The organism is uncultured Streptomyces sp. (assembly GCF_947488945.1).
Taxonomy (GTDB): Bacteria; Actinomycetota; Actinomycetes; order Streptomycetales; family Streptomycetaceae; genus Streptomyces.
Map to the genome: position 1 here is coordinate 445,622 of NZ_CANLBS010000001.1, position 25,577 is coordinate 471,198.

Annotated in this window: 17 protein-coding genes and 1 tRNA gene; 2 read left to right on the forward strand and 16 right to left on the reverse strand. The window is 73.8% G+C overall.

All coding sequences use genetic code 11. The annotated features are described in order from the left end of the window. Positions 1-250: 250 nt before the first annotated feature. A complete protein-coding gene (locus Q0994_RS01890) occupies positions 251-1,846 on the reverse strand; it encodes an MFS transporter (RefSeq protein WP_299527933.1) in 1,596 nt (531 codons plus the stop codon). Between the two features lie 219 nt (positions 1,847-2,065). Here Q0994_RS01890 and Q0994_RS01895 point away from each other — a divergent pair. Continuing rightward, positions 2,066-2,137, forward strand: a tRNA-Cys gene (locus Q0994_RS01895). A 109-nt stretch (positions 2,138-2,246) separates the two neighbouring features. On the opposite strand, the gene mycP is transcribed toward Q0994_RS01895, so the two are convergent. The 9 genes from mycP to Q0994_RS01940 all read right to left on the reverse strand — a co-directional run bounded on the left by mycP (position 2,247) and on the right by Q0994_RS01940 (position 15,262). Continuing rightward, positions 2,247-3,617 (reverse strand): type VII secretion-associated serine protease mycosin, encoded by a 1,371-nt coding sequence (mycP, locus tag Q0994_RS01900; RefSeq protein ID WP_299527935.1) that lies wholly within the window; start codon positions 3,615-3,617, stop codon positions 2,247-2,249. Positions 3,618-3,775: 158 nt separating this feature from the next. Further along, positions 3,776-5,200: a translation initiation factor IF-2 gene (locus Q0994_RS01905; RefSeq protein ID WP_299527937.1), complete on the reverse strand. Its 1,425-nt coding sequence runs from the start codon at positions 5,198-5,200 to the stop codon at positions 3,776-3,778. Positions 5,201-5,290: 90 nt separating this feature from the next. Then, positions 5,291-5,827: a hypothetical protein gene (locus Q0994_RS01910; protein WP_363325522.1), complete on the reverse strand. Its 537-nt coding sequence runs from the start codon at positions 5,825-5,827 to the stop codon at positions 5,291-5,293. 135 nt (positions 5,828-5,962) lie between these two features. Then, positions 5,963-8,299, reverse strand: coding sequence for a xanthine dehydrogenase family protein molybdopterin-binding subunit (locus tag Q0994_RS01915; RefSeq protein WP_299527939.1), 2,337 nt, complete (start codon positions 8,297-8,299; stop codon positions 5,963-5,965). A gap of 106 nt (positions 8,300-8,405) precedes the next feature. Further along, entirely contained in the window at positions 8,406-11,252 is a 2,847-nt protein-coding gene (locus Q0994_RS01920; protein WP_299527941.1) for a 2Fe-2S iron-sulfur cluster-binding protein, read from the reverse strand. Continuing rightward, positions 11,249-12,145, reverse strand: a complete 897-nt coding sequence (locus Q0994_RS01925; RefSeq protein WP_299527943.1) for a xanthine dehydrogenase family protein subunit M — start codon at positions 12,143-12,145, stop codon at positions 11,249-11,251. The genes Q0994_RS01920 and Q0994_RS01925 overlap by 4 nt, the downstream gene beginning before the upstream one ends. A 274-nt stretch (positions 12,146-12,419) precedes the next feature. Further along, a complete protein-coding gene (locus Q0994_RS01930; protein WP_299527945.1) occupies positions 12,420-14,054 on the reverse strand; it encodes a beta-N-acetylhexosaminidase in 1,635 nt (544 codons plus the stop codon). Between the two features lie 314 nt (positions 14,055-14,368). Further along, entirely contained in the window at positions 14,369-14,671 is a 303-nt protein-coding gene (locus Q0994_RS01935; RefSeq protein WP_299527947.1) for a DUF3039 domain-containing protein, read from the reverse strand. A 30-nt stretch (positions 14,672-14,701) separates the two neighbouring features. Further along, positions 14,702-15,262 carry a YqgE/AlgH family protein gene (locus Q0994_RS01940; RefSeq protein WP_299527949.1) on the reverse strand — a complete coding sequence of 187 codons (561 nt, stop codon included), beginning with the start codon at positions 15,260-15,262 and terminating at the stop codon, positions 14,702-14,704. Positions 15,263-15,536: 274 nt separating this feature from the next. Between Q0994_RS01940 and murA the strand changes: the two genes are divergently transcribed. Beyond that, a complete protein-coding gene (murA, locus tag Q0994_RS01945) occupies positions 15,537-16,877 on the forward strand; it encodes a UDP-N-acetylglucosamine 1-carboxyvinyltransferase (protein ID WP_299527951.1) in 1,341 nt (446 codons plus the stop codon). Between the two features lie 243 nt (positions 16,878-17,120). On the opposite strand, the gene Q0994_RS01950 is transcribed toward murA, so the two are convergent. The 6 genes from Q0994_RS01950 to Q0994_RS01975 form a co-directional block, all read right to left on the reverse strand. Beyond that, positions 17,121-17,402, reverse strand: coding sequence for an HU family DNA-binding protein (locus Q0994_RS01950; protein ID WP_003968811.1), 282 nt, complete (start codon positions 17,400-17,402; stop codon positions 17,121-17,123). A gap of 400 nt (positions 17,403-17,802) precedes the next feature. Beyond that, positions 17,803-19,239, reverse strand: coding sequence for an NAD-dependent malic enzyme (locus Q0994_RS01955; protein WP_299528020.1), 1,437 nt, complete (start codon positions 19,237-19,239; stop codon positions 17,803-17,805). Between the two features lie 497 nt (positions 19,240-19,736). Next, entirely contained in the window at positions 19,737-22,130 is a 2,394-nt protein-coding gene (locus Q0994_RS01960) for a UvrD-helicase domain-containing protein (protein WP_299528022.1), read from the reverse strand. A gap of 166 nt (positions 22,131-22,296) precedes the next feature. Then, complete coding sequence (locus tag Q0994_RS01965; RefSeq protein WP_299528024.1) at positions 22,297-22,860, reverse strand: GNAT family N-acetyltransferase; 564 nt, start codon at positions 22,858-22,860, stop codon at positions 22,297-22,299. Positions 22,861-22,911: 51 nt separating this feature from the next. Beyond that, positions 22,912-24,054, reverse strand: coding sequence for a uroporphyrinogen-III synthase (locus Q0994_RS01970; protein WP_299528026.1), 1,143 nt, complete (start codon positions 24,052-24,054; stop codon positions 22,912-22,914). Positions 24,055-24,187: 133 nt separating this feature from the next. Next, complete coding sequence (locus Q0994_RS01975) at positions 24,188-25,519, reverse strand: NarK/NasA family nitrate transporter (protein ID WP_299528028.1); 1,332 nt, start codon at positions 25,517-25,519, stop codon at positions 24,188-24,190. Between the last annotated feature and the right edge of the window lie 58 nt (positions 25,520-25,577).

Consider the following 25,577-nt stretch of genomic DNA (forward strand, 5'->3'; position numbering starts at 1 on the left):
CCACGCGATACGACAACCGGGCCACCCTACCGGGGGGCCGACGCGAACCCGCCACGAACGACGCCGCCGCCGCGCATACTGCGACGGCTGTCACATCCCGGGACCCGCGGGGCCCCACCGCCTCTCCCGGCTCACCTCCGGACGTGGCCGGACCGCCGCCGCAACCCTGTGACCAGACCTTTCATCGGCCCGGCGGACGTGGGTGGGGGCGTCCGGCCGCCGCATCGGGCGCACGCACCGAGGGGGCGGGTCAGTGGCTCGGCGCGGGCGTCCGGACCCGGGTGGCGACCCAGGCACCCAGCAGCGCCACGGCCGACATCGGCAGGAAGACGGCGGCGAAGGCGGCCGGGTGCGCACCGGTGGCCCCGGCCTCGACCGCTCCGTGCGCGGCGCCCACCGCGCCGCCGCCGAGCGCCGCGAAGGCCGCTCCGCCGACGGCGAGCAGCAGGACGTTGGACAGGCCGTCGGAGATCTGGAGGGCGGCGGAGTTGGCTCCCGCCTCGTTGGGCGCGGAGAGCTTCAGCATCATGACGCTGGTCGAGGCGATCACCATGCCCATGCCGAGACAGCCGAAGCCCCAGGCGACGGCGACCGTCCAGGACGGTACCGACGGGAAGAGCACGGCGGGCGCGGCCAGGATCGCGGCGGCGACCAGGATCATGCCGAGGACCAGCAGCCGCTCCCGGTAGGGCTCGACGCGCGGCCGGGACTGCACCCACGAGCCCAGTGCCCAGGTCGCGCCGCCGAGTGCGAGCGACAGACCGGCCAGGGTGGGGCTCATCCCCCGCTGGGTGACCAGCATCAGCGGCACGAACGACTCGGCGGCGATGAACGAACCGGCCGAGACCCCGCGCAGCAGCACCACGGAGGGCAGGCCGCGCGCCGCGACCGCCGTACCCGCCGGCAGCAGCCCCCGGACCGCCGGCACCAGCAGCGCCACGCCCACGACGGCGGGCAGCAGCGAGAACCAGTCCAGTTCCTGCCCCGCGTACTGGAGCAGCCCCGCGCCCGCCGAGATGCCCAGCGCCAGCCGGATGCGGCGGCGGTCGAAGGGCATCGCGCCCATCACCTCGTCGGCGGGCCCCGCCGCCATCCGCCGGATCGCGGGGAGCGCGAGGGCCAGCGGGAAGACGATGAGCACGGGGATGCCGACGAACACCCACCGCCAGCCGAGGTGCTCGGTGACCGTGCCCGACGCCAGCGGCCCGACCACGGACGGGATCACCCAGCTCGCCGCGAAGGCGGCCATGATCGCCGGCCGGATGCGTTCGGGGTAGGCCCTGCCGACCACCACGTACAGCGCGACGATCACCATCCCGCCGCCGAGCCCCTGGACGGCGCGGCCCGCGACGAACATCCACATGCCGGTCGCGCCGCCGGACAGCAGCAGGCCGACGGCGAAGGCGCTGATGCCGGTGGCGAGCGGTGCCAGGGGCCCCTTCCTGTCGGCCCACTGCCCGGACAACACCATGGCGAAGAGGCTGGTGGTGAAGTACGCGGAGAACGCGAAGGCGTAGAGCGGAATGCCGTGCAGCTCGCGGGCGGCGACCGGCATCGCGGTGCCGACGGCGGTCGCCTCGAAGGCGATCAGCAGGACGACGGAGACGATGCCGACGCTGAGCGCCCGGTAGGTGCGCCCGAGGACGCCGTCGGTGTCGGCCGCGTCACGGGGAGCGGGGTGCGTGGGGGCGGGATCGCCGGGGCCGGGGTGTCCCGGGCCGGGGTGTCCGGGTCCGGCCTTTGCGGGTGCGGAACCGTGGCCGCCACCCGTCGCACGGATGCCGGGATCCACGGATTGCGGGGCAGATATCGCGACGTCGGCGTCGTGCGGTTCCAGGGCGCTCATCGGACCAGAGTAAGGGGCATGAGCGGCATTGAGCCCTGTCGGTGGACGGGGCCGGGGTGGTCCGTGGGTCCTAGGACCGAGGGTTTCGGCCCTCATCCGGTCATGAACGGCGTGTGGCAGTCGCGTTGCGGGCCTCCCGGAACCCTTGAGCCGCTCCCCCGGGCCCCGTACGGTCGTGAACACCACCGAGGAACACCACGTTTCACGCACCACCTCCTCGACCGTGTGCCCGAGAGGCTCAGGGGCTCGACTGCAACTCGAGTTACACCGGTTCGAATCCGGTCACGGTCTCGGCAGAGCGGCACCGCGCCGCGTATACGAGAGGCCGCCCCCGTTCGCGGGGGCGGCCTTTTCGGTGCGCGCGGGCGGGTGCGTGCGGGTGCGTGCTGGGGGTCCCGCCTCAGAGACGGGGGTCGCGGGGCGTGTCGACGGGGGCCGGCGCGGTGGGCGGCTGCGGGTAGGGCTGCGGCTGGTTGGGCTGCGGCTGGGCCTGCGGGGCGGGGTAGGACTGCTGGGTGCCCTGGTACGCCTGCGGGGGCTGTGCGCCGGGGTACGCGTGCGGGGGCTCCGAATACGGCGGCTGGTGACCCTGCTGGTGGCCCTGGTACGGGGACGCCTGGTGAGCGGGCGCGGGTACCTGGCCGGGCGGGAACGCGGTGGGGGCGGCATTGCGGCGCGACCGGGAGACCGCGAACGCGACACCCGCACCGATCACCACCGCCGCCCCGATGCCCAGCCCGATCCACAGGCCCGGTCCCGCACCGTCCCCGGCTTCGGCAGCGGCCGGAGCGGGCGACGCCTGCTCGGCGTCGTCACGGGATCCGTCGGCTCCGGCCGCACCCTTCGACTCCTCCGTCGACGGCGCGGGCGACTGCGCCGCCACGAGGTCCGGCAACGGGTACTCGTCGGCCGGGCCCGGGTCGCCCGGCTCCGTCAGCGCGATGCGCGGCCGGACCACGCCGTACCCGATGTAGTCGTTGCGCTCGGCACCGCTGGTCGGCTTCCCGGCCGTACGGAGCAGAACCCGCAGCACCTGGTTGTTCGTCCAGTCGGGATGCTCGGCCCAGATCAGGGCGGCGGATGCGGACGCGACGGCGGTGGCGGCACTGGTGCCGTGGCCCGTGCAGATACCGGTCTTGCCGCCGCAGGCGTAGACCATCTCGTCTCCGGGGGCGGCGAGATCGACGGCAGGGCCGTGTTGGGAGAAGTCGGACGCCTGAAGGTCCTTGCCGATGGCTCCCATGCCCACGACCCCGTCGATCGCGGCCGGGTACTGAAGGGCGTTGCCCAGTTCGGCGTTGTTTCCCGCACCCGCGAAGATGAGTGCGCCCTTGCTCCGGGCGTACTGCACCGCCTTCGTGAGTTCCGGGGAGCCGGAGTCGTTCGCCATGGACACATTGATCACCCTGGCGCCGTGGTCGGCGGCGAACCGCAGGCCCTTGGCCAGATCCTCGGGGAACTGCACAGCCCCCTGAGTGCCGTTGACCTTCTCGCCGTCCCGCACCCGCACGGGGAGGATCTTGACACCCGGTGCCAGACCGAACGCCCCGTCCCCGCCACCGGACTCACCCGTGCCGGCGATGATGCCGGCCATGCCGGTGCCGTGGCCCTCGTAGTCGGTGTGCTCGTCGCCCGGCTCGTCCGGCGCGAGGTCCAGCCCGTCCAGAACCTGTCCGCGCAGATCTCCATTGCGGTCATCGACCCCAGTGTCGATGACCGCTACGGTCACTCCCTCCCCCGTGCTCGTCTCCCACATCTGCTCGGCTTTCATGGCGTCGAGGTGCCATTGGTCCGAACGCACGGAGTCCGCACGAGCCGGTCCTGATCCCAGAAGGAGCAGGGCCGTCACACCGATCGACACGGTGGCACGGCGAGTGCCAACGGCCCTGCTCTGCCTGGTACGCATGCGCTTCTCTCTGCCGTTCCCGTTCAGCCGATGACAGGGGGGCCGGAGGGCCGGACACCCTGCTGCCAGGTCTCTTCGTCCTCCACGAGGTAGTCCGGGCGCTCGCCATTCTCGTTGCGGCGGGGAGTTCCCGGTCGCTGCGACGCTCCGGGGCGGCCCACGGCGCCCGCTCCGCGCGCTCCCCCTGCCTCGCCTGCGGAACCGCGCACCAGGCCCGTACCGCCAGGGGTGAAAGCTCGCGAGCCCGCGCGGCCCGCCTGTTGGGGCCGGCCCCCCACCATGCCGCCGCTCTCGGCGCCCAGTCGGCGGCCCGCCTGCATGCCGCCCCGTGCGGTCCCGCCGGTGCTCGAACCGGTCGAGCCCATGGCCCGGCCGGCCGCCGCTTGGCCCTCATGGCCGATGACCGTCCCGCGTGGCAGTCCGCCGGCCGTTGCCCGCCCGGTGGCGGGGGCGACGGGCCGCCCGCCCGTGATGCCGTCCCGGACGGGACGGGCCGACGCTCCCGGTGCGGACGTCGTGCCGGTCACCGAGGGGAACGCCCGCCCGCCGCCCGGCGTCTTCCCCACGCTCGCACCTGGGCCGGAGACGGGCAGGACGCCGGGCCGATTGGCGACCGGGGGCGGTGTCACACCGGTGTCCGGCCCTGCCGTCACAGGGACGGCAGGGGCGGAAAGGCCGGGAGCCGGGCGGGTCTCGACCGGAGCGGCGACGCTGTTGATCTCCATCTCCGTCGGGCGGCCCGTGGGCAGGACGGACGGGGCCGTTCCCAGCGAGGCGATCTCCGTACGGCCCGAGTCGGGCGTCGCCGTGGCGGAGGGCAGAACCGTGGCAGCGCGGTGGGTATTCGCCAACCCGGTGGAGCCACTCCCGCCCGTTGTCCCATCACGCACGTAGTCGTCATCAGAGACCACCGAGCGCGGGTCCGGCGTGATCGCCGCGGGCGGCGGCGGGAACACCGGGCGTTCCAGCTTGTCCATCTCCGTGGAGGAGACCGCGTACGCCTGGGCCAGCTTGGACATTTCGGCCGCCGCGTCGAGCCGGTTGTTCTCGCTCGTCCGCAGCAGCGTCTCGGCGGCCTCGCGGGCCACCGCCGACGCGTCCGGGTCGTTGCGGGCGGCGCGGGCGGCGTCCAGGTTGGCCTGGGCGCCTCCGTGGGTGCGGGGGATGGCGGCCTGGGCCGTTGCGACGGCGTTGGACGCCTCCGACAGCCACTTCGCCGCGCCCTCGCTGTACTCGCCGAGCCGCAGCGTCGCATTGGCCAGGTCGGCGCTCCAGGTGCGGAACGCCTCCGCGCCGTCGCCCTTCCACTCGACCATCTGCGGGCGGACCTTGAGCTCCGACGCGATCTTGGCGATCTCCGCCGCGACGTTCTTCAGGCGGTCCGCCGCGCCCTGGACCGCGCCGCTGTTGGCGCGGTCCAGCCACGCGAGCATCTGCTCGTGGGACATGCTGCCGAACGGCGTCGTGCTGCCGCCTGACTCCCGGTACTCCATGCGTCGTCGCCCCCGTCTATGCCCGCGCCGTGCCGGTGGCCGTCATCACAGGCCCGCCGCACCGCTCGAATCGCCCGTCTCCGCCGGGGTGTCGCCCTGGCGGTCCCGCTCGTCCGCGTTCTGCTTGGCCGGCGCCTGCGTCGGGTCGTAGGGGCCGCCGTAGTGCTCCGTCGTCTCCCGGCTGATGGCCAGCATGCGCTGCCGGATGTCGATGTCCAGGTTCTCGTAGCCGTTGTGCGAGGCGAGGACCGCGATGCCCATGCCCTCGATGGAGTCGGAGAGCAGTGTGGACAGCGTCTCCAGCTCCGTGATCACGGTCTGGTACGAGGTGTGGAGCCAGTCGGCCTCGGCCCACGACTTGTCGCCACCGCCGAACTGGGCCCGCAGCACGGCGTCGTCGCCGACCTTCTTCGGCCCGGCCTCGGACAGCTTCAGCTCGCGCACGAGCTCGTCTATCCGGTTCCGGAACCCGGTGAACGAGGTCAGTTCCGTGACCACGTCGGCCACGGCGTTCTCCGCCACGGCGAACATCGCCCCGAACGGCGACATCGCGGCTCCCGCCCCGGCATCACTCGGCAGCACAGCGCCCTCCCCCGTGTACAGCGTGCACAACGTCTACAGCTGACTCAAAGCTCTGGTGAACCACTCTAGCGAGGGGCACCGACAACCAGTACCCCCGGGTTGCATCTGCAACCCGGGTCACATCCGTTGCGGCGTTCAGGACTTGGGGATCGCCACCGCCTGCTGGGGCCGTACGGGAAGCCGGTTGACGGGGCGTCCGGTCGCGGCGCGCACCGCGGCGGCCACCGCGGCCGGTGAGGTGACGACGGGGACCGCCGAGACCGCCTTGGCGCCGAAGGGCGCGACGACGTCGCGTTCCTCGACGAGTTTCACGATGCGAATGTCCGGGGCGTCCAGCGAGGTCGGCAGCGCGTAGCCGGTGAAGTCGGGGTGGCGGACGATGCCGCGCGCGGTGCGCAGGTTCTCGGTGAGCGCCGCGCCGATGCCCTGGGTGACGCCCGCCTCGATACGGGTGGCGAGCTGGGCCGGGTTGAGCACCCGGCCGACGTCCTGGGCGACCGCCATCTCGACCACCCGGACCGAGCCGAGCTCGATGTCGACGTCGACCACCGCGCGGACCGCGCAGAAGGCGAGGCCGACGAAGGCGTCCCCCTGGCCGGCCTCGTCGAGCGGCTCGGTGGGGTGCGGGCGGCACTGGGCGGTGGCCCAGAGTTCCTTGCCGTCCATCGCCTCGGTGACCGTGGTGGACAGCACGCCGTCGTACGAGGTGATCTTGCCGTCGGCGATCTGGAGGAGTTCGGTGGACATGCCGAACTTGTGGGCCAGCGGCTGGAGGAGCTGGGTGCGCACCATCTTCGCCGCGCGTTCGACCGCACCGCCGGAGACCCAGGTGTGGCGGCCGTGGGTGGCCGGGCCCGCCGGGGGCTGGTCGGTGTCGACGGGGGCCACGGTGACGTCCTCGACGCCCAGGGTCTCCTGGACGATCTGCCGGGCCAGCGTGGCGAAGCCCTGGCCGGTCTCGACGGCGGCGCAGATGACGGTGGCGGCGCCGTCGTGGACCCGGACGGTGGCCGTGGAGACCTCGTCCGCGCCTTCCGCGCCGAGCATGTGGACCATGCCGAGGGCGTACCCGACCCCGCGGCGCACCGCACCCGGTTCGCCCGCGCCCTCCAGTCCGCCGGGCAGCAGCCAGTCCTGCTCGGGGGTGTCCTTGGGCAGCGCGGGAAGCGGGAAGTCCTTGACCGCTTCCAGGAGTTCGGTGACGGGTGCCGGGCACGTCACCGTCTGCCCGGTGGGCAGGATGTCGCCCGTGGAGAGGGTGTTGCGGAGCCGGATCTCGGCGGCGTCGATGCCGAGCCGGGCCGCCAGCTTGTCCATCTGGCCCTCGTACGCGGCGCAGACCTGCATCGCGCCTTCGCCGCGCACATGGCCGGACGGCGGGTTGTTGGTGCGCACCGCCCATCCTTCGATGAAGGCGTGCGGGACGACGTAGGGGCCGCAGGCGAACGCGACGGCGGCGGCGAGGGATTCGGAGGAGGAGTCGGCGTAGGCGCCCGCGTCCAGCAGGATCTGCGCCTCGACCTTGACCAGTCGGCCCTCGGCGTCCGCGTGGTGGCGGTAGCGCAGCAGGGTCGGGTGGCGGTGGCCGTGGCCGAGGAAGGACTCCTCGCGGGTGGCGGCCAGCTTGACCGGGCAGCCGGTGCGCAGCGCCAGCAGGCCGAGCGGGATCTGGAATCCGGGGTCCTCGCGGTCGCCGGTCGCGCCGGGCACCCCGGTGACGACGATCCGGACGCGTTCGGGTTCCAGTCCGTAGCAGGCGGCGGCCAGGTCGCGGTCGGCGTGCGGGTCGGTGGAGGCGGTGTACAGCTCGACGCCGCCGTCCGGGCGCGGCACGGCGAGTGCGGCCTCGGCGCCGATGGGAGCCGGGTCCTGACGGCCGATGCGGTACAGCCCGTCGACGACGATCTCGCCGGTGGCGTCCGGGTCGCCGTACCGCAGGGGGATGTGGCGCACCAGGTTGCCGTCGGGGTGCAGCGGGTCGGCGGCGAACGCCTTCTCCGGGTCGGTGACCGGCTCCAGCACCTCGTACTCGACGGCGATCGCCGCGGCGGCGAGCCGGGCGGTGTCGGGGTGGTCGGCGGCGACCGCCGCGATTGGCTCCCCGTGGTGGCGCACCAGCTCGGAGGCGAAGACCGGGCGGTCGGCGACCCGCCGTCCGTACAGCCGCTCCCCCGGAATGTCCTCGTGGGTGACGACGGCGCGCACGCCGGGCATCTCCCGGGCGGCGGTCGTGTCGATCGAGACGATCCGGGCGTGCGGGTGCGGGGACCGCAGGACGGCGGCCCAGAGCAGCCCTTCCGCCCAGAGGTCGGCCGCGTAGGGGAAGGTGCCCTCCGTCTTGGCGCGGGCGTCGGCGTGCGGCAGTGAGGCGCCGAGCCCGTGTGCGGGCGGCTCCTGGTCGGCGCCCGGCCGCCCGGCGGTGCCGGGACGGGGGCCGGGAGCGGGGCGGGCCGCGGTGGCTGCGTCGCTCACGCCGCCTCCTCCTTGTCGTACGCCGGGCCGGAGCGGCCGCGGAGGGTGACCTCTGGGGTACGGAATCGGGCCGGGTACGCGGTGTCGCAGGTGCGGGCGGCGGGGCTCACCGGGCGTCCCCGTCGGACGGTCCGGCGGGCGCCGCGGCGCCGCTCCCGTCCGGGTCCGCCTGGTGCGGGACGTGCGCCTCGTGCTCGTCGGCCGCGGACGCCGCCTCCGCGCTCGCCGCGCGGCCGGCGACGACGTCGCGGACGGCGTCCAGCACGCCCCGGTAACCGCTGCACCGGCAGAGGTTGCCGCTGAGCGCCTGCCGGGTCTGGAGTTCGCTGGGGGCGTGGTTGCCCTCCAGCAGGTCGTGCACGGTCATGGCCATGCCGGGGATGCAGAACCCGCACTGCACCGCCCCGCACGCGGCGAGCGCCCGCTGCACGTCGGAGGGTTCGCCGTCCACGGCCAGGCCCTCGACGGTGCGCACCTCGCTCCCCGCCGCGGTGGCCGCGGGGACCAGGCAGGAGGCGACGAGCCGGCCGTCGACCTGGACGTTGCAGGCGCCGCACTCGCCCTGCGAGCAGCCGTCCTTGGCGCCGGCCAGACCGAGCCGCTCGCGGAGCACGTAGAGCAGGGACTCCCCGATCCAGGCGTCGCTCACCGGGCGGTCCGCGCCGTTGACGTGCAGGACGTAGGAGACGGACGGGTGTTCGCTCGGCAGGAGCGGCGGCGCGGGGTCCTCGTGGGGCACCGCGTCGGGCCCGGTGACGGGCTGCGGCGCGTCCGGGTGCGGGGTGTCCGGGCGGAGCGCGTCGGGGTGGAGCGCGTCCGGGTGGAGCGCGTCGGGGCCGGACTCCTCGTCCGGCAGGTCGCCGGGGTCGGGCACCTCGCCGAGGTCCGGCACGTCGTCCGCAGCGCCCTCCGGCTCCGGGCCAGGCTCCGCGCCCGGCTCCGCGCCCGGTTCGGCGTCCTGATCCGTTTCCCGGTCGGCGTCCACCGGCGCATGCGGCCCGGAGTGCTCGTGCGGCCCGTGGCGCTCGGCCGACTCGTGGGACTCCGGCTCGGGGCCGTACTCCAGGTCCGCGGCGGGGCCTTGCGGGCCGGCCGCGGGGTCGGTGTCGGAGGCCGGGTCGTACGCGTCGGGGGCCGGGTGCTCGGCCGCCGGACCGGGCTCCGCCGCGGCGACGGGGCGGGCATCCGCGTCGGGGACATCCGTGTCGGGGACGTCCCTGTCGGGGACACCCTCGCCGCGGGGATCCGTTTCGGGGGCCGGGTCCCCTACACCTTCGTGGCGGGCCTCAGGGTCGGCGCCGTGGGCGTCTTCGGGACCGGTCTCGGGGCCGCCGTATGCCGCGTCGGCCTGGCCCGACGGGTCGTAGCTCCGGTCCGGCCGGTCGTGGCTCCGGTCCTGCCCGTAGGGGTCGCTCTGGTCGTTGACGTAGGCGCCCTCGGCCGCACCCGTGAAACCGTCGGCCGCACCCGCCGAACCGTCCGCCGCCGCGAAGCCGTCCTCGGCCTCCGCTCGGCCGGCCGGCCCGGAGCCGGGCCGCTCGTCGGCCGCGGCGTCCTCGGCCGGGTGTGCCTCCGCGCCGACGTCGAACCGGGGGTCGCCCTGGCGCAGGTCCTCCTGGCGCAGGTCGGCCTGCCGGAACTCGGCGTCCGGTCCCTCGGGTTCCCCGTCCGGGTGGAATCCGCCGGCCCCGTACGGGAACCCCGACCGCGTCTCCCGGGCGTCCTGGGGGTCCGGTCCCGGGTGGACGGGGCCGGGCGCGGGCTGCCGGGGCTCGGCGAACCGCTGCGTCGCCCACGGCGCCGCGGCACCGCCCGGCAGCGTGGCCGGGGGCGTCGCGCCGGTGTACCACTGGGGCGCGGCGGCCGGGGCCGCGTATTCGCCGGATTCGTCGGGCAGATCGCCGTCGGCGACCGGGATGGTCCACTGGCCGGTGTGCCCGGCGGCCGCCTCCGCACGCAACGGGGCGGCCGTTCCGTCCTGCGCCCCCTGCCACTCTTCGGCGGCGTTCTCCGGGTGCCACGGCCTGGCCCCGGCGTCCTGGGACGAGGCCTCCGGCCAGTCGCCGGTCTCCTGCGGATATCCGGCGTACGTCGGCGTGACCGCGCCGACGCCCGCCACACCGGTCTCCCGGCCGTCGTCGTACCGCGGCCCCTCGTGAGGCCCGTCCTCGTGCCGGGGCTCGTCGTGCCCGTCCTCGTGCCGGGGCTCCTCGTACGGGCGGTCCTCGTGCCGGGGCTCCTCGTACGGGCGGTCGTCGTACCGGGGTTCGTCGTACCGGCCGTCCTGGTGCCGGGCCCCGTCGCGCGCGGTCTCTCCGCGGTATGACGGGTCGCCGTACGCCGCCTCCCCGTAAGGGGCGTTGGTGTACGGGGTGTTCCCGTACGGGGCGTCGTGGCGCGCGTCGTCGTCGCGCGGGACGTCGGTGAAGTGCCACTGCGCGGTGTCGGCGCCGGACTGTCCGTACTGCGGGTACGCCCCGTAGGGGTCCTGCCGGTTCGGGTCGGGCCAGTGCACCTCGTCCCCGGCCCGCTCCCGGCCCGCACGGCCCTGATCCTGGTCCGGGTGGCCCTGACCCTCGCCCGGGTGGCCCTGACGCTGATCCGGGTATCCCTGATCCTGCTGCTGTCCCTGACCCGCGTGTCCCTGACCCGCGTCGCCCTGCTCCGGGTAGCGGTCCCGGGGCTCCTGGGTGCGGACCACCCAGCCGCCCGTCGCGGACGGGTCGAGGCCGGCCGCGGGGGTCAGCGGCAGGATCATCGGCGGGACGAAGCCGTGGCCGGGCGCGGCCAGCGGGGCGTCGGCCAGGTCCTCCGGCGAAAGGTGTACGAAGGCGGTCGCGTCGGCGTCGTACTCGCCGCCCTGCGGGGTCGGCTGCCACGCGCCGTAGCGCGGGTCGGACTCGTCGGAGTCTCCGTACTGCCCCTGCCGCTCGGGGAATTCCTCGTTGGTCACGACAGTGCCCTCCCCAGCGCGCGTCGGGCCAGCGCGGCGACGGTGCGCCGCAGATGCATCACGGCCGGGGGCAGCGGTGGCGCCGCCTCCCCCTCGGCCGAAGGTAGCGGGTCGGGGACGCAGGCCGCGGCCACGTACTCGCCGAACGCGGCCAGCGCGTCGGGCGCGAGGCCGCGGGCGCCGTCCCAGTCGATCAGCGAGGCGATCCACTGCTCGGCCTCCAGCGGGCGCAGCGGCATCGGGGCGATGGCGCCGACCGCGCAGCGCACGCCGCGCCGGGCCGGGTCCAGCACGATCGCGACGGACGCCGTGGCCCGGCCGGGGCCGGTGCGTCCGGTGGCCTTGAGGAACACCTGCGGGGCGTGCAGCAGCGGGACGCGTACGAAGGCGATCAGTTCGGCGGGTTCCAGCATCTCCCGGCCCGCCAGCAGGTGGGAGACGGGGACCTCGCGGCGCCGGCCCTCGGTGCCGGCCACGACCAGCTCGGCCTCCAGCGCGGCGAGAACGGGCAGCGTGTCCCCGGTGGGGGCGGCGGAGGCGATGTTGCCGCCGAGGGTTCCGGCGTTGCGGATCTGCGGCGGGCCGGCGGCGCGGGCGGAGGCGGCCAGGGCGGGGATGAGCGCGGCGAAGTCGGGGCGCCCCATGCGGGCGTGGGTGAGACCGGCGCCGAGCAGCGCGTGTCCGTCCTGGTAGTGCCAGCCCCGCAGTTCGCTGATGCGGCCCAGGCCGACCAGCCCGGAGGGGCGGAGAAGTCCCTGGTTGACGGCCGCCATCAGGTCCGTGCCGCCGGCCACCGGAACGGCGGCGGGCATGGCGGACAGCGCCGCCACGGCCTCGTCCAGCGAGGCCGGCAGTGTCACCGGCTGCGTCGCCTGCGGTACGTGCGTGGTCAACCCAGCTGCCCCTTCCCGGTGTCCCGGCGGTCCGGCCCGTTCCGCCGTACGGTACGTGCTCACGGCCCGGACGTGGCAACTCTGGCACATCCGGCGGGACACCCGACGCGAGGGTCCACGAAGGACGCATCCCGCCCCTGCCGGGCGGTTCCTGCCTATTCGCCCCTTTCGGCGCACTGGCCCAACGGCCCCCGCCGGGCCGGGAGACGGGCAGGGGGACGGCCCGGACCGGGGTGTGCAGAACGGTGCCGCGCCCGCGCACCAGGTCCGCGGATCACACGATCGGGGGCGGTCCTTCGATCGGGCGGCCGAGCACACCGGGCCGGCGCTGGCGCGGCAACGGGCCGCCCGGCGGGCGGTAGTCGACGCCGAGCGCGTCGAGCCGGGCGTAGTGCGCGGTCATCCGGCGCTCGAAGTCGGCGTAGTCGCGGTCGGCGGGCGCGGGCAGCGCGGACCAGGCGACCTCCGCGAGGGCGGCGAGCCGGGGGAAGACCTGGTAGTCGACGCGGGACCGGTTCTGCATGACCTCGGTCCAGGCGTTGGCCTGCGCCCCGAGGATGTGCGAGGCGGCCTCGGGCGACAGGCCCGGCGGGACGGGTTCGAAACGGTAGACGTCCTCCAGGGTGCGGACGTAGCCGATGGGCATGGGCTCGTCCGGGCCGCCGTCCTGACGGTGGTCCAGGTACACGAACTGCTCCGGGCACATCACGACGTCGTGGCCGGCCTCGGCCGCCGCGACGCCGCCCGCGTAGCCGCGCCAGGAGGAGACCGCCGCGCCCTCGGGCAGGCCGCCTTCGAGGATCTCGTCCCAGCCGATGAGGCGGCGGCCCCGTGCGGTGAGCCAGCGGTCGAAGTGGCGGATGAACCAGGACTGCAGCTCGTCCTCGTCGGCCAGGCCGAGTTCGGCGACGCGGGCCTGCGCGGCGGGGGACGCCTTCCACTGGTCCTTGGGGCACTCGTCACCGCCGACGTGGACGAACGGCGAGACGGAGGCCGGGAAGAGGTCGAGGATCTCCTCGAAGACGCCCTCGTAGAACCGCAGGACGGTCTCCGTGGGGGCCAGCACGTTGGGGTTGACGCCCCAGTCGTCCCAGGGGGTGAGCGCGGCGGTGTCCACCACGTCGGTGTTGCCGAGCTCGGGGTAGGCGGCGATGGCGGCCTGCGAGTGGCCGGGGATGTCGATCTCGGGGACGACGGTGATGTGCCGGGCGGCGGCGTACGCGACGATCTCGCGGATGTCGTCCTGGGTGTAGAAGCCGCCGTGCGGGGTCTCGTCCCACAACTCCGACGCCCGGTGCCCGTACTTGGTACGGGGCCGCCAGCCGCCCACCTCGGTGAGCCGGGGGTGGCGCCGGATCTCGACGCGCCACCCCTGGTCGTCGGAGAGGTGGAAGTGGAAGACGTTCAGCTTGTGCGCGGCCAGCAGGTCCAGCTGGCGCAGCACGTCGTCCTTGGGCAGGAAGTGGCGGACGACGTCGAGCATCATGCCGCGCCAGGCGAAGCGGGGCGCGTCCTCGATCTCGACGGCGGGCACGGACGGCCGAACGCCCGGCAGCGGGGCCCGGCGGAACGCCTGGGGGCCGAGCAGCTGACGGAGCGTCTGGGCGCCCCGGAAGACCCCGGCGGCGCTGCCCCCGGTGATCCGGACGCCGTGCTCGGGGGCGACGGAGAGCCGGTAGCCCTCGGGCGGCAGCTCCGGGTCGACGCGCAGGGCGATGCTGTCCGGCCCCTCCTCGCCCGGTGCGAGCGACAGCCCGTACGCGCCGCCGAGGGCGTCCCGCAGCCAGCGGCCGGTGTCCTCGGTTCCGGGGACCGCCGCGAGGGTGGTGTCCGGGCCCGGAACAAAACCGGGCCGCGCGCCGTCGCCGCCGACGACGCGCGAGGGTGCCGGGATCAGGTCCATGTCCATACGTCGTCCTTCACCGCCGCGCCGGGCGTGCGAGATCGGGGCGCGGCTGTACGAGTGGCTACGCGTGCGGGCCGCCCGCGCACGGCGGACGGGCCCTGCGGCCCACCGGGACGGGGACCGTCCGTACGAGGCTGCCACGGAGCCGACCGGCGCTCTCCTCCGGGTCGTGCCCCGGGCCACGCCTCCCGCTCCCGCCTCCGGGGTGCGCCGAAGGGCCGAAGCGCCGACCGGCCGACGGCCCCGGAGACACCACGGCCCCTCGGGGCGCGGACGTGCCGCGCTCCGGGGGGCCGGAGACCTGGACCGCAGGGACGCTACTTTCCGTCCTTGCCGTTGCCGTCCTTGCCGCCCTTGCCCTTGTCGCCGCCGGCGCCCATGGACTCGTAGATCTCCTTGCACATCGGACAGACCGGGTACTTCTTGGGGTCGCGCCCCGGCACCCAGACCTTTCCGCACAGGGCGACCACGGGGGTGCCCTCCAGGGCGCTCGCCATGATCTTGTCCTTCTGGACGTAATGGGCGTAGCGCTCGTGGTCGCCGTCACCGTTCGACACCTGCGGCGTCGGTTCTACGAGGGTCCCCGTACCTGCCCCGCGTTCGGGCTCAAGAGTGCTCATGACCGCCAAGGGTACTGAAAGCCGCGGCCGTCAGTTGAGCGAAGGGTCGTCCGGATACGAGGCGATCATGGCGAGTTGGCTGCGCTGGCGGCGCAGGACCGCCCGCCAGAGCTTCTCCGGGCGGGGCGCGGAGACGTCGCCGGGCTCGGAGTCCACCACGTACCAGGCCCCGTCGGTCAATTCCGTCTCCAGCTGACCGGGCCCCCAGCCCGCGTATCCGGCGAAGATCCGCAGCGATCCGAGGGTGGCGGCGAGGAGCTGGGGAGGGGTGTCCAGGTCGACCAGACCGATCGCGCCGTGCACCCGGCGCCAGCCGAGCGGCCCGTCGTCGCCGGGGATCACGGCGACGCCGAGCGCCGAGTCGAGGGAGACCGGGCCGCCCTGGAAGACCACGTCGGGCTCTCCGGCGAGGCCGGCCCACGGCGCGAGGATCTCGCCGACCTCCACGAGCGTGGGGCGGTTCAGGACCACGCCGAGCGAGCCCTCCTCGTCGTGGTCGAGGAGCAGCACCACGGTCCGGTCGAAATTCGGGTCCGCGAGGGCGGGGGTCGCGACGAGCAACCGCCCTGTGAGAGACGACACCTCGGTCATGGCAGAGATGATCCCGCATCCGGGGCGTGCGTGGTGCCCGAGTGGCCGAGCCGGGACCGGGGGCCGTGCCGCGCAGCTCAGGGCGCACGGAAGCACGGGGAGCGCACCCCGCGGCGGCCCGCACCTCGATCACTCTCAGTGACCTTCCGGGAGCAGCATGTGCCGTGGCGTGATTCTGCCGTCCGGATGCGCGGCTACGCCTGCGGAACGGGGGGCAGGAGGCCATTACCCTTTTCGTTGGCCCCCCGACCGACCACTCCGGAACGCGAGATCCATGACCGGCACAGACGATGTCCTGCTTGTCCACGGCGGAACCCCGCTGGAGGGCGAGATCCGCGTCCGAGGCGCCAAGAACCTGGTGCCGAAGGCGATGGTCGCCGCGCTGCTCGGCAGCGGCCCGAGCCGGCTGCGCAACGTGCCCGACATCCGTGACGTGCGGGTCGTCCGCGGGCTGCTCCAACTGCACGGGGTGACGGTCCGGCCCGGCGACGAGCCCGGCGAGCTGATCCTCGACCCGACGCACGTCGAGAGCGCCAACGTCGCGGACATCGACGCCCACGCGGGCTCGTCCCGCATCCCGATCCTCTTCTGCGGCCCGCTGCTGCACCGGCTGGGCCACGCGTTCATCCCGGGCCTCGGCGGCTGCGACATCGGCGGCCGGCCCATCGACTTCCACTTCGACGTGCTGCGCCGCTTCGGGGCGACGATCGAGAAGCGGGCCGACGGCCAGTACCTGGAGGCCCCGCAGCGGCTGCGGGGCACCAAGATCCGGCTGCCGTACCCGTCGGTGGGCTCCACCGAGCAGGTGCTGCTGACGGCCGTGCTGGCCGAGGGCGTCACCGAGCTGTCCAACGCGGCCGTGGAGCCGGAGATCGAGGACCTGATCTGCGTGCTGCAGAAGATGGGCGCGATCATCTCCATGGACACCGACCGGACGATCCGGATCACCGGTGTCGACCGGCTGGACGGCTACACCCACCGGGCGATCCCGGACCGCCTGGAGGCGGCCTCCTGGGCGTCCGCGGCGCTGGCGACCGAGGGCAACATCTACGTGCGCGGCGCGCAGCAGCGCTCGATGATGACGTTCCTGAACACCTTCCGCCGGGTCGGCGGCGCCTTCGAGATCGACGACGAGGGCATCCGCTTCTGGCACCCGGGCGGCCCGCTGAACGCCATCGCCCTGGAGACGGACGTGCACCCCGGCTTCCAGACCGACTGGCAGCAGCCGCTGGTCGTGGCGCTGACGCAGGCCAGCGGCCTGTCGATCGTGCACGAGACGGTGTACGAGTCGCGGCTCGGCTTCACCTCGGCGCTCAACCAGATGGGCGCGCACATCCAGCTCTACCGGGAGTGCCTGGGCGGTTCCGACTGCCGCTTCGGCCAGCGCAACTTCCTGCACTCCGCGGTGGTCTCGGGCCCGACCAAGCTCCAGGGCGCCGACCTGGTCATCCCGGACCTGCGGGGCGGCTTCTCGTACCTGATCGCCGCACTGGCCGCGCAGGGCACCTCGCGGGTGCACGGCATCGGCCTGATCAACCGCGGCTACGAGAACTTCATGGAGAAACTGGAGAAACTCGGCGCGAAGGTCGAACTGCCCGGCGGTTCGCTGGTCTGACCCGGCGCGGCCCCGAGCGGCCGCGAGCCCCGAAGAGCCCGTACGCGCGTGCGTACGGGCTCTTCGCGTGTCCGGGCGCCCGAGGGCGCGCCGGGCGCCCAGGCGGGTCCGGGCGGGGCCCCTGAGGGCGCGGGACCGTCAGGGGCCTTCCGGGCGGGCCCTCGGCACGTCCCGGACGGCTCCGGACGTGCCGAGGGGCGGCCACCCGGTCGGGATGGCCGCCCCTCGGAACGCCTACAAGCCTTACTTGCCCTTGGCGGCTTCCTTGAGCTTGGAGCCCGCGGAGACCTTCACGCTGTAGCCGGCCGGGATGTTGATGGGGTCGCCGGTCTGCGGGTTACGCGCGGTGCGAGCGGCACGGTGGGTGCGCTCGAAGGTCAGGAAGCCGGGGATGGTGACCTTCTCGTCGCCCTTGGCGACGATCTCACCGACGGTCTCGGCGAGAGCGGCCAGCACGGCGTCGGCGTCCTTGCGGGTCACCTCGGCACGGTCGGCCAGGGCGGCCACCAGCTCACTGCGGTTCATGTTGTTACTCCCGTGTTCTTCTTGCCTGTGAGGCGTGAGATCGAAGCCGATGCTGCCAGGGCCCTCTGACAGTCCCCGGACCCGGGTCTGATGTCAGACCCTCCCGCCCGATTACGCATCCTGCCCCCACCTGCGGCGGGAAAGCCAATCCGGAACCCTTCGGAGTCACACGGAAAGCGCCACGCTGTGCCCGTGGTGACGTTCCGTCGTCTTCCGCGAGCGGTCCGCAGCGGATGCCGGGCCCCGGAGGGCTGTCGCCCGAGAGGCCCGCTGCCCGCCCACCCTAAAGGTGCGTTTGGGACGCGGCGACCCGCGACGCGCCGTACGGGTCCACGGGTGACGGGCGGCACGGCCCGTGCGGGCTCCGGGCGGCGGCCGTCCGGGGCCCGCGGGGGCGGTGTCAGAGTTCGCCGACGGGGGTGGCCTCGGCGAGCCCGGCGGCCTTCGCGGCGGCCCGGACGGCTCCGGCCACCGCTCCGGCCACCTTGTCGTTGAAGACGGACGGGATGATGTAGTTCGCGTTGACCTCGTCCTCGGCGACGACGTCCGCCAGGGCGCGCGCGGCGGCGAGCATCATCTCGGTGTTGACGGTGCGGGACTGCGCGTCCAGCAGACCGCGGAAGACACCCGGGAAGACCAGCACGTTGTTGATCTGGTTCGGGAAGTCGGAGCGGCCGGTGGCCACGACCGCCGCCGTCTCGCGGGCGATCGTCGGGTCCACCTCGGGGTCCGGGTTGGCGAGCGCGAAGACGATCGCACCGTCCGCCATGGCGGCCACGTCGGCGCCGTCCAGCACGTTCGGGGCGGAGACGCCGATGAAGACGTCCGCGCCGACCACCGCCTGCTTGAGGGTGCCCGTGACGCCCTCGGGGTTGGTGTTGTCGGCGATCCAGCGCAGCGGCGAGTCGGGGTCGGCGGCCACCAGGTCCTCGCGGCCCGCGTGCACCACACCGTGGATGTCGGCGACGACCGCGTGCTTGACGCCCGCGGCGATGAGCAGCTTCAGGATGGCGGTGCCGGCCGCGCCCGCACCGGACATGACGACCCGTACGTCGCCGATGCCCTTGCCCACCACACGCAGCGCGTTGGTCAGCGCCGCCAGGACGACGATGGCGGTGCCGTGCTGGTCGTCGTGGAAGACGGGGATGTCGAGGGCCTCGCGCAGGCGGGCCTCGATCTCGAAGCAGCGGGGCGCGGAGATGTCCTCCAGGTTGATGCCCGCGAAGCCGGGAGCGATGGCTTTGACGATCTCGACGATAGCGTCGGTGTCCTGGGTGTCCAGGCAGATCGGCCAGGCGTCGATGCCGGCGAACCGCTTGAACAGGGCGGCCTTGCCCTCCATGACCGGCAGGGCGGCCATCGGGCCGATGTTGCCCAGGCCGAGGACGGCCGAACCGTCGGTGACGACCGCGACGGAGTTGCGCTTGATGGTGAGGCGGCGCGCGTCCTCGGGGTTCTCGGCGATGGCCATGCAGACGCGGGCCACGCCCGGCGTGTAGACCATGGAGAGGTCGTCGCGGTTGCGGATGGGGTGCTTGGACGCCATCTCGATCTTGCCGCCGAGGTGCATCAGGAAGGTGCGGTCGGAGACCTTGCCGAGGACGACGCCCTCGATCCCGCGCAGCCCTTCGACGATCTCGTCGGCATGGCTGGTCGAGGAGGCCGCGATGGTGACGTCGATCCGCAGCTTCTCGTGGCCGGACGCGGTCACGTCGAGGCCCGTGACGGAGCCCCCGGAGGACTCGACGGCCGTGGTGAGCTGGGAGACCGCGGTGCCGCTCGCCGGCACCTCCAGCCTGACCGTCATCGAGTACGAGACGCTGGGCGCCGTTGCCATGGCCGAGTCCTTCGCTTTCCGAGCTTCATTGCCACGCGGCCGGGCGTCGTGCCCCGGTCGCGATACCTGATGGTCGCACCTACTGACCGGTAGCCGGTAATGACTGCCGTTCTCCGGAAGATCTTTTCCACCATACGAAAAATAACGCGCCGGGGGAACCCTTTCCGGCCGACGGAACGGACTGGCACGGGCCCGCCTCCGTATGACGGACGGCTCCGCGGGGGGACGCGCGGAGGCGTCCGAGGAAAACACGAACAGACCCGCGCCACCCTCAGGTGACGCGGGTCTGTCTTTTACGTTGAGCGGCACCGACCCGCCATGCTCGCCTCGCGGCAAGAGGTCGCTCGTAGCGACGAAGGTTGGGCCCGGGGGCTTGGATCGAGCCGGTGCCGACACCAGGCTAACAAACACCCGTGAGAAGTGATTCCCCTGCGACGGGTTGACCGTAAAACGTTCCTCCGGTCCCCTCCGGGAGGCCGCCCGCCGGGCGGCTCCGCTCAGTCCCGCAGCAGGTCCGGCACCCCCGCCGCGTCGGGCAGGTCGCCCTTGGCCGAGACGACCGTCAGCTGCTGCGTGGCGCGGGTCAGCGCGACGTACAGCACCCGGAGGCCGGCCGGGGACTCGTCGGCGATCTCCGCCGGCGAGACGACCACCGTCGCGTCGTACTCCAGTCCTTTGGCCTCCAGGCTGCCGAGGGCGACCACCCGCTCCCCCAGTTCGGCCAGCCACGCACGGGCCTGGGCGCGGCGCTCCATCGCCACGACCACGCCCACCGTGCCGTCCACCTCGGCGAGGAGGCGGCGCGCCTCCTCCCGGACGGTCTCCTCCAGGTCGCCGTCGCGGACCGGGGCGAACCGCGGCTCCACCCCGGTGGAGCGGACGGCGGCCGGGGAGTCGGCTCCCGGCATGGCCAGCGCCAGCACCTTCGACGCGAGCTCCGCGATCTCCGCCGGGTTGCGGTAGTTGACGGTGAGGGTGAACCGGCGGCGCGGCCGGTTGCCGAGCGCCTCGTCGCGGGCGGCCGCCGCCTCGTCCGGGTCGGACCAGGAGGACTGCGCGGGGTCGCCCACGATCGTCCAGGTGGCGTGCCGGCCGCGGCGGCCGACCATCCGCCACTGCATGGGCGTCAGGTCCTGCGCCTCGTCGACGATGACGTGCGCGTACTCGGTGCGCTCGGCCGCCAGCCGTTCGGCGCGCTCGCGCCTGCTCTCCTCGCGCTGCGGCATCAGCTCGTCCAGCCCGGTCAGCTGGTCCAGCGGGTCCAGCTCGCGCTTCTTCTTCGGCCGGAACGGGGTGCCGAGCAGCGCCTGGAGCTCGTCCAGCAGCGCCACGTCGTGCACCGACAGCGGTCCGGAGCCGTCCGGGCCGAGCCGCTTGAGGGAGCGGGCCAGCCGGCGTGTCTCGCCCTGGTTGAGGATGCGCCGCGACCACCGGCCCAGTCGTCTCTCGTCGGCCATCGCGGCCAGCACCCGGCGCGGGGTCAGCTCCGGCCACCAGGCGTCCAGGAACTCCAGGAACGGCCGCTCGGTGGAGACGTCCTCGTCGAACGAGGAGCGGAGTTCGGCGACCAGCTCGGGGTCGGTGTAGCGGCCCCGGCCCGAGGACTTGCTCCACAGGGCGTCCAGCAGCAGTTTGCGGGCACGCGGACGGAGCAGGTTGACGGGGGCGGTGCCGCCGAGCGCGTTGTGCCGGATGCGCTTGAGCTCGTCCGCCGCCAGCTCCACGCGCGCGCCGAACGCCACCACCCGCAGCAGGTCCGTGCGGACCTCCGGGCGGCCCGCGGCGGCCGGCTCGTCGTCGCCGAAGGAGAGCTGCCCCTCCTGGGGCGCGGGGACGGCCGCCGCGGCCTGAGGCTGCTCCAGGGCGCCGCGTGCCGCCTTGCGCAGCACCTGGAGCATCCGCGAGGAACCCTTGATCCGGGCCACCGCGGGCTCGTCGTAGGTGGTGGCGCCCTCCACGCCGGCCGCCTCCTCGGAGAGGGAGCCGACCGCCCGGATGGCGACTTGGCCCTCCTCGCCGAGGGAGGGCAGCACGCCCTCGGTGTAGGCGACGAGCAGCGGGGTCGGCGAGACGATGAGGATGCCGCCCGAGTAGCGCCGCCGGTCCTGGTAGAGGAGGTAGGCGGCGCGGTGCAGGGCGACGGCCGTCTTGCCGGTGCCGGGGCCGCCGGTGACCTCGGTGACGGAGGCGGCGGGCGCCCGGATCACCAGGTCCTGTTCGGCCTGGATGGAGGAGACGATGTCCCGCATGGTGTGGCTGCGGGCCTGCCCGAGCGCCGCCATCAGGGCGCCGTCGCCGATCACCGCGAGGTTCTCCCCGCCGAGGCGGGCGGTGAGTTCGGGGCGCATCAGGTCGTCCTCGACGCCGAGCACCTTGCGGCCCTTGGAGCGGATGACCCGGCGGCGCACCACCCGGCCGGGCTCCTTCGGGGTGGAGCGGTAGAAGGGCGCGGCGGCCGGTGCGCGCCAGTCGATGACCAGCGGCGCGTAGTCGGAGTCCAGCACCCCGATCCGGCCGATGTGCAGCGTCTCCGCGATGTCGGCGGATCCGTCCTCGCGGACGGCGTCGTCGGCCGGCTCGACGGAGGTGAACGCGCCGTCCGGGCCGCGCTCCCCGTCCTTGCCGTGCAGGAGGTCGATCCGTCCGAAGAGGAAGTCCTCGAACTCGCTGTTCAGTCGGTTGAGGTGGACCCCGGCGCGGAAGACCTGGGCGTCCCGTTCGGCGAGTGCGCCGGGGGTGCCCACGTGTCCCTTGCGGGCGGCGTCGTGCATGAGAAATTCCGCCTCGTGGATCTTCTCCTCCAGGCGGTGGTAAACCCGTTCCAGATGTTCCTGCTCGACACCGATTTCCCGGTCCCGCAAGGAATCGACAGCGGCATCCTGCGCGGCCACCGAGGCCCCTTTCTGACGTGCGTTGGGCAGCCGTCAACCGTACGCGACCAGGGGCGCGAGCGCACCTGTCGGCATGGTCACGGCGCCGCGTCGGTTTCCGGGCCGCCGCGGACGGGCGGGCTCGGGCGCGCGGCGGACCGTCGGCGGGACGGTGGCCGGGCGGGGCTCAGGCGCGCGGCGGCCCGTCGTGCAGGATGCGCTGGAACAGCCGGTGGTCGCGCCACTCGCCCGCTATGTGCAGCATCCGGGGCGCCATGCCGTACTCCTCGAAGCCGCACTTGAGCAGGACCCGCTGGGAGGCGACGTTGTCGAGCATGGTCCCGGCCTCGACGCGGTGCAGGCCCAGTTCGTCACGGGCCAGCTCGCAGATCCGCGCGACGGCGGCGGTGGCCAGCCCCCGGCCGTTGTGGCGGGCGTCGACCCAGTATCCGAGGACGCCGCTGCGGAAGGGGCCGAGGACGATCCCGGACAGGGTGAAGGAGCCGATCGCGCGGTCCTCGGCGTCGACCAGGACCCAGGGCATGCAGCGGCCCCCGGCACGGTCGGCGAGCAGCCCGGAGATACGTTCCGCCTGTCCCTGCGGGGTGTAGAAGTCCTGGGGGCGCGCCGGTTCACGGGGGGCCATGTGGGCGCGGCTGCGCAGCAGGGCGGCGGCCAGTTCGGGGGCGTCCGTGAGGACGGCCGGGCGCAGGGCGGTGTCCGCCGTCAGCGGGTGGGAGGCGTCGATCATCGCCACACGCTATCCCGGTCCCGGCGCGTTCCCGCCGGGGGCCGGGGCGGCTCAGTCCGCGTACTTGGTGTCGGCGGTCGGGTCCAGGGCGAGGCGGTAGCCGCGCTTGACGACGGTCTGGATCAGCCGGGGTTCGCCGAGGGCGGTGCGCAGCCGGGTCATCGCCGTCTCCACGGCGTGCTCGTCGGTGCCGCTGCCGGGCAGGGCGCGCAGCAGGTCGGCGCGGGAGACGACCCAGCCGGGCCGCCGGGCCAGCGCCTGAAGCATCGCCATCCCGGCGGGCGGCACCGGCCGCAGTCCGCCGTCGACCAGGACCGCGTGGCCGCGGATGGTCATCCGGTGCCCGGCGACCGGCAGGGTGCGGGCCCTGGTCGGGAGCCGGCCGCAGAGCACCTGGACCAGCGGCCCGAGCCGGAAGCGTTCCGGCTGCACCGTCTCGATCCCGCGGGCCTGCAGCGGCAGGGCGGTGACGGGGCCGACGCAGGCGACGAGGACGTCGTCGTGCAGCGCGCCCAGCACCTCGGGGGCCATGCCGCGGGTCTCCGCGCGCTCCAGGAAGGAGGCGGCGGCCGGCGCGCTGGTGAAGGTGAGGGCGTCGAGCCCGCGGGCGGCGGTGACGTCGAGCATCCGGTCGAGCGGCGCGATGTCCAGCGGCGGCATCCAGCGGTACACCGGGACGCCGACCACCTCGGCCCCGGCGGCGCGCAGCGACTCCACGAAGCCGGGCAGCGGTTCGCCGTGGAGCTGGAGGGCGATCCGGCGGTCCCGGACGCCCTCGGCGAGCAGCCGCTCCAGCACCTCCGCCATCGACTCGGACGCCGGCGACCACGCCTCGGTGAGGCCGGCCGCCCGGATCGCGCCCTTCACCTTGGGTCCGCGGGCGAGCAGTTCGACGCCGCGCAGCCGGTCGAGCAGTTGGTCGCCGACGCCCCAGCCGTCGGCGGCCTCCACCCAGCCCCGGAAGCCGATGGCGGTGGTGGCGACCACGACGTCGGGGGCGTGGTCGATCAGTTCCTTGGTGGCGTCGAGGAGTTCACTGTCGTCGGCCAGCGGCACGATCCGCAGGGCGGGAGCGTGCAGGACCGCGGCCCCTCGGCGTTGGAGGAGGGTGGCGAGTTCTTCGGCGCGCCGTGCGGCGGTCACCCCGACGGTGAAGCCCGCGAGCGGCCCGTGCGTTGCGTCGTCGTCCTGCATGGCGTTCGTTACCCGGCTCTCGTTCCCGCGGTCGCTGCCGCTGCTGCGGAGAACCGAGACTGCCAACCCCGCGTGACAGGCTCGGTTCCCCGATATTTCCCCTCCGTTACGTCCTTCGACGCCGGAGCTCCCTTCATACCTCCGCGTACCCGAGCCGGGCCTGCGCGGGCGCCTCGGCGGGACGGCGAAGGTATACCGCCCAGGTGAGCGCGAAACACACCGCGTAGAAGGCGAGGAAGGACCAGAACGCCGCCGTGCCGGAGCCCGAGGTCTGGAAGGACTGGCGGAAGGCGAGGTTGATGGCGAGGCCGCCGAGCGCGCCGACCGCGCCGATCAGCCCCATCGCCGCGCCGGACAGCCGCCGGCCGTACGCCGCCGCTTCCTCGCCCACCATGCCCCGGGCGAGCGCCTGGGCGTGGAAGATGCCGGGGATCATCTTGTACGTCGATCCGTTGCCGAGGCCGCTCAGGACGAACAGGGAGATGAAGCCGACGAGGAAGACCGGCAGCGACTCGGTGCCGGAGGCGTACACGACGACCGCGGTGGCGGCCGCCATCACGGCGAAGGTCCACAGGGTGATGCGGGCGCCGCCGAACCGGTCGGCGAGCTTCCCGCCGACGGGCCGGATCAGCGAGCCGAGCAGCGGGCCGATGAAGGTGAGCGAGGCCGCCTGGAGCGGGGTGCGGCCGAACTGCGTCTGGAGCACCAGGCCGAAGGCGAAGCTGTAACCGATGAAGGAGCCGAAGGTGCCGATGTAGAGCACCGCCATGAGCCAGGTGTGCGGCTCGCGGACCGCCTGCTTCGCGGCGCCGGAGTCGTTGCGCACCGGTGCCAGGTTGTCCATGTACCGGGCGGCGCACAGGGCGGCGACCACGACCAGCGGGACGTAGACGCCGAGCAGGAGGCGGGGGTGGGTCGCGCCGGCGGTGCCGATGACCAGCAGTCCGACGAGCTGCACCACGGGGACGCCGATGTTGCCGCCGCCCGCGTTGAGCCCGAGCGCCCAGCCCTTCTCACGGAGCGGGAAGAAGGCGTTGATGTTGGTCATGGACGAGGCGAAGTTGCCGCCGCCGATGCCCGCCAGCGCCGCGACCAGCACGAAGGCGGTGTACGAGGTGCCCGGCTCCATCACCACGAAGGCGGCGACGGTCGGCACCAGCAGCAGCAGCGCGCTCGCCACCGTCCAGTTGCGTCCCCCGAACCGCGCCACCGCGAAGGTGTACGGGACCCGCACCAGCGCCCCGACCAGGGTGGCGGTGGAGATCAGGAAGAACTTCCCGGCCGGGTCGATGCCGTACTCCGGTCCCATGAACAGGACCATGACGGACCACAGGCTCCAGACCGAGAAGCCGACGTGCTCGGAGAAGACGGAGAACCAGAGGTTCCGGCGGGCGACGCGTCTGCCGCCGTCCCTCCAGAACGTCTCGTCCTCGGGGTCCCAGCGTTCGATCCAACGACCAGCCATCACGGGCCTCCACAGGTGGGTCGGGGTGTCGTGCCCGACGCTAAGGAGCCCGCGTTTC

Bases quoted from the DNA above. Each gene is read 5' to 3' on its own strand.
- Q0994_RS01890 (WP_299527933.1), bottom strand. From the start codon at position 1,846: ATGAGCGCCCTGGAACCGCACGACGCCGACGTCGCGATATCTGCCCCG.
- mycP (WP_299527935.1), bottom strand. From the start codon at position 3,617: ATGAAAGCCGAGCAGATGTGGGAGACGAGCACGGGGGAGGGAGTGACC.
- Q0994_RS01905 (WP_299527937.1), bottom strand. From the start codon at position 5,200: ATGTCCCACGAGCAGATGCTCGCGTGGCTGGACCGCGCCAACAGCGGC.
- Q0994_RS01930 (WP_299527945.1), bottom strand. From the start codon at position 14,054: ATGGACATGGACCTGATCCCGGCACCCTCGCGCGTCGTCGGCGGCGAC.
- Q0994_RS01935 (WP_299527947.1), bottom strand. From the start codon at position 14,671: ATGAGCACTCTTGAGCCCGAACGCGGGGCAGGTACGGGGACCCTCGTA.
- Q0994_RS01940 (WP_299527949.1), bottom strand. From the start codon at position 15,262: ATGACCGAGGTGTCGTCTCTCACAGGGCGGTTGCTCGTCGCGACCCCC.
- murA (WP_299527951.1), top strand. From the start codon at position 15,537: ATGACCGGCACAGACGATGTCCTGCTTGTCCACGGCGGAACCCCGCTG.
- Q0994_RS01950 (WP_003968811.1), bottom strand. From the start codon at position 17,402: ATGAACCGCAGTGAGCTGGTGGCCGCCCTGGCCGACCGTGCCGAGGTG.
- Q0994_RS01955 (WP_299528020.1), bottom strand. From the start codon at position 19,239: ATGGCAACGGCGCCCAGCGTCTCGTACTCGATGACGGTCAGGCTGGAG.
- Q0994_RS01965 (WP_299528024.1), bottom strand. From the start codon at position 22,860: ATGATCGACGCCTCCCACCCGCTGACGGCGGACACCGCCCTGCGCCCG.
- Q0994_RS01970 (WP_299528026.1), bottom strand. From the start codon at position 24,054: ATGCAGGACGACGACGCAACGCACGGGCCGCTCGCGGGCTTCACCGTC.
- Q0994_RS01975 (WP_299528028.1), bottom strand. From the start codon at position 25,519: ATGGCTGGTCGTTGGATCGAACGCTGGGACCCCGAGGACGAGACGTTC.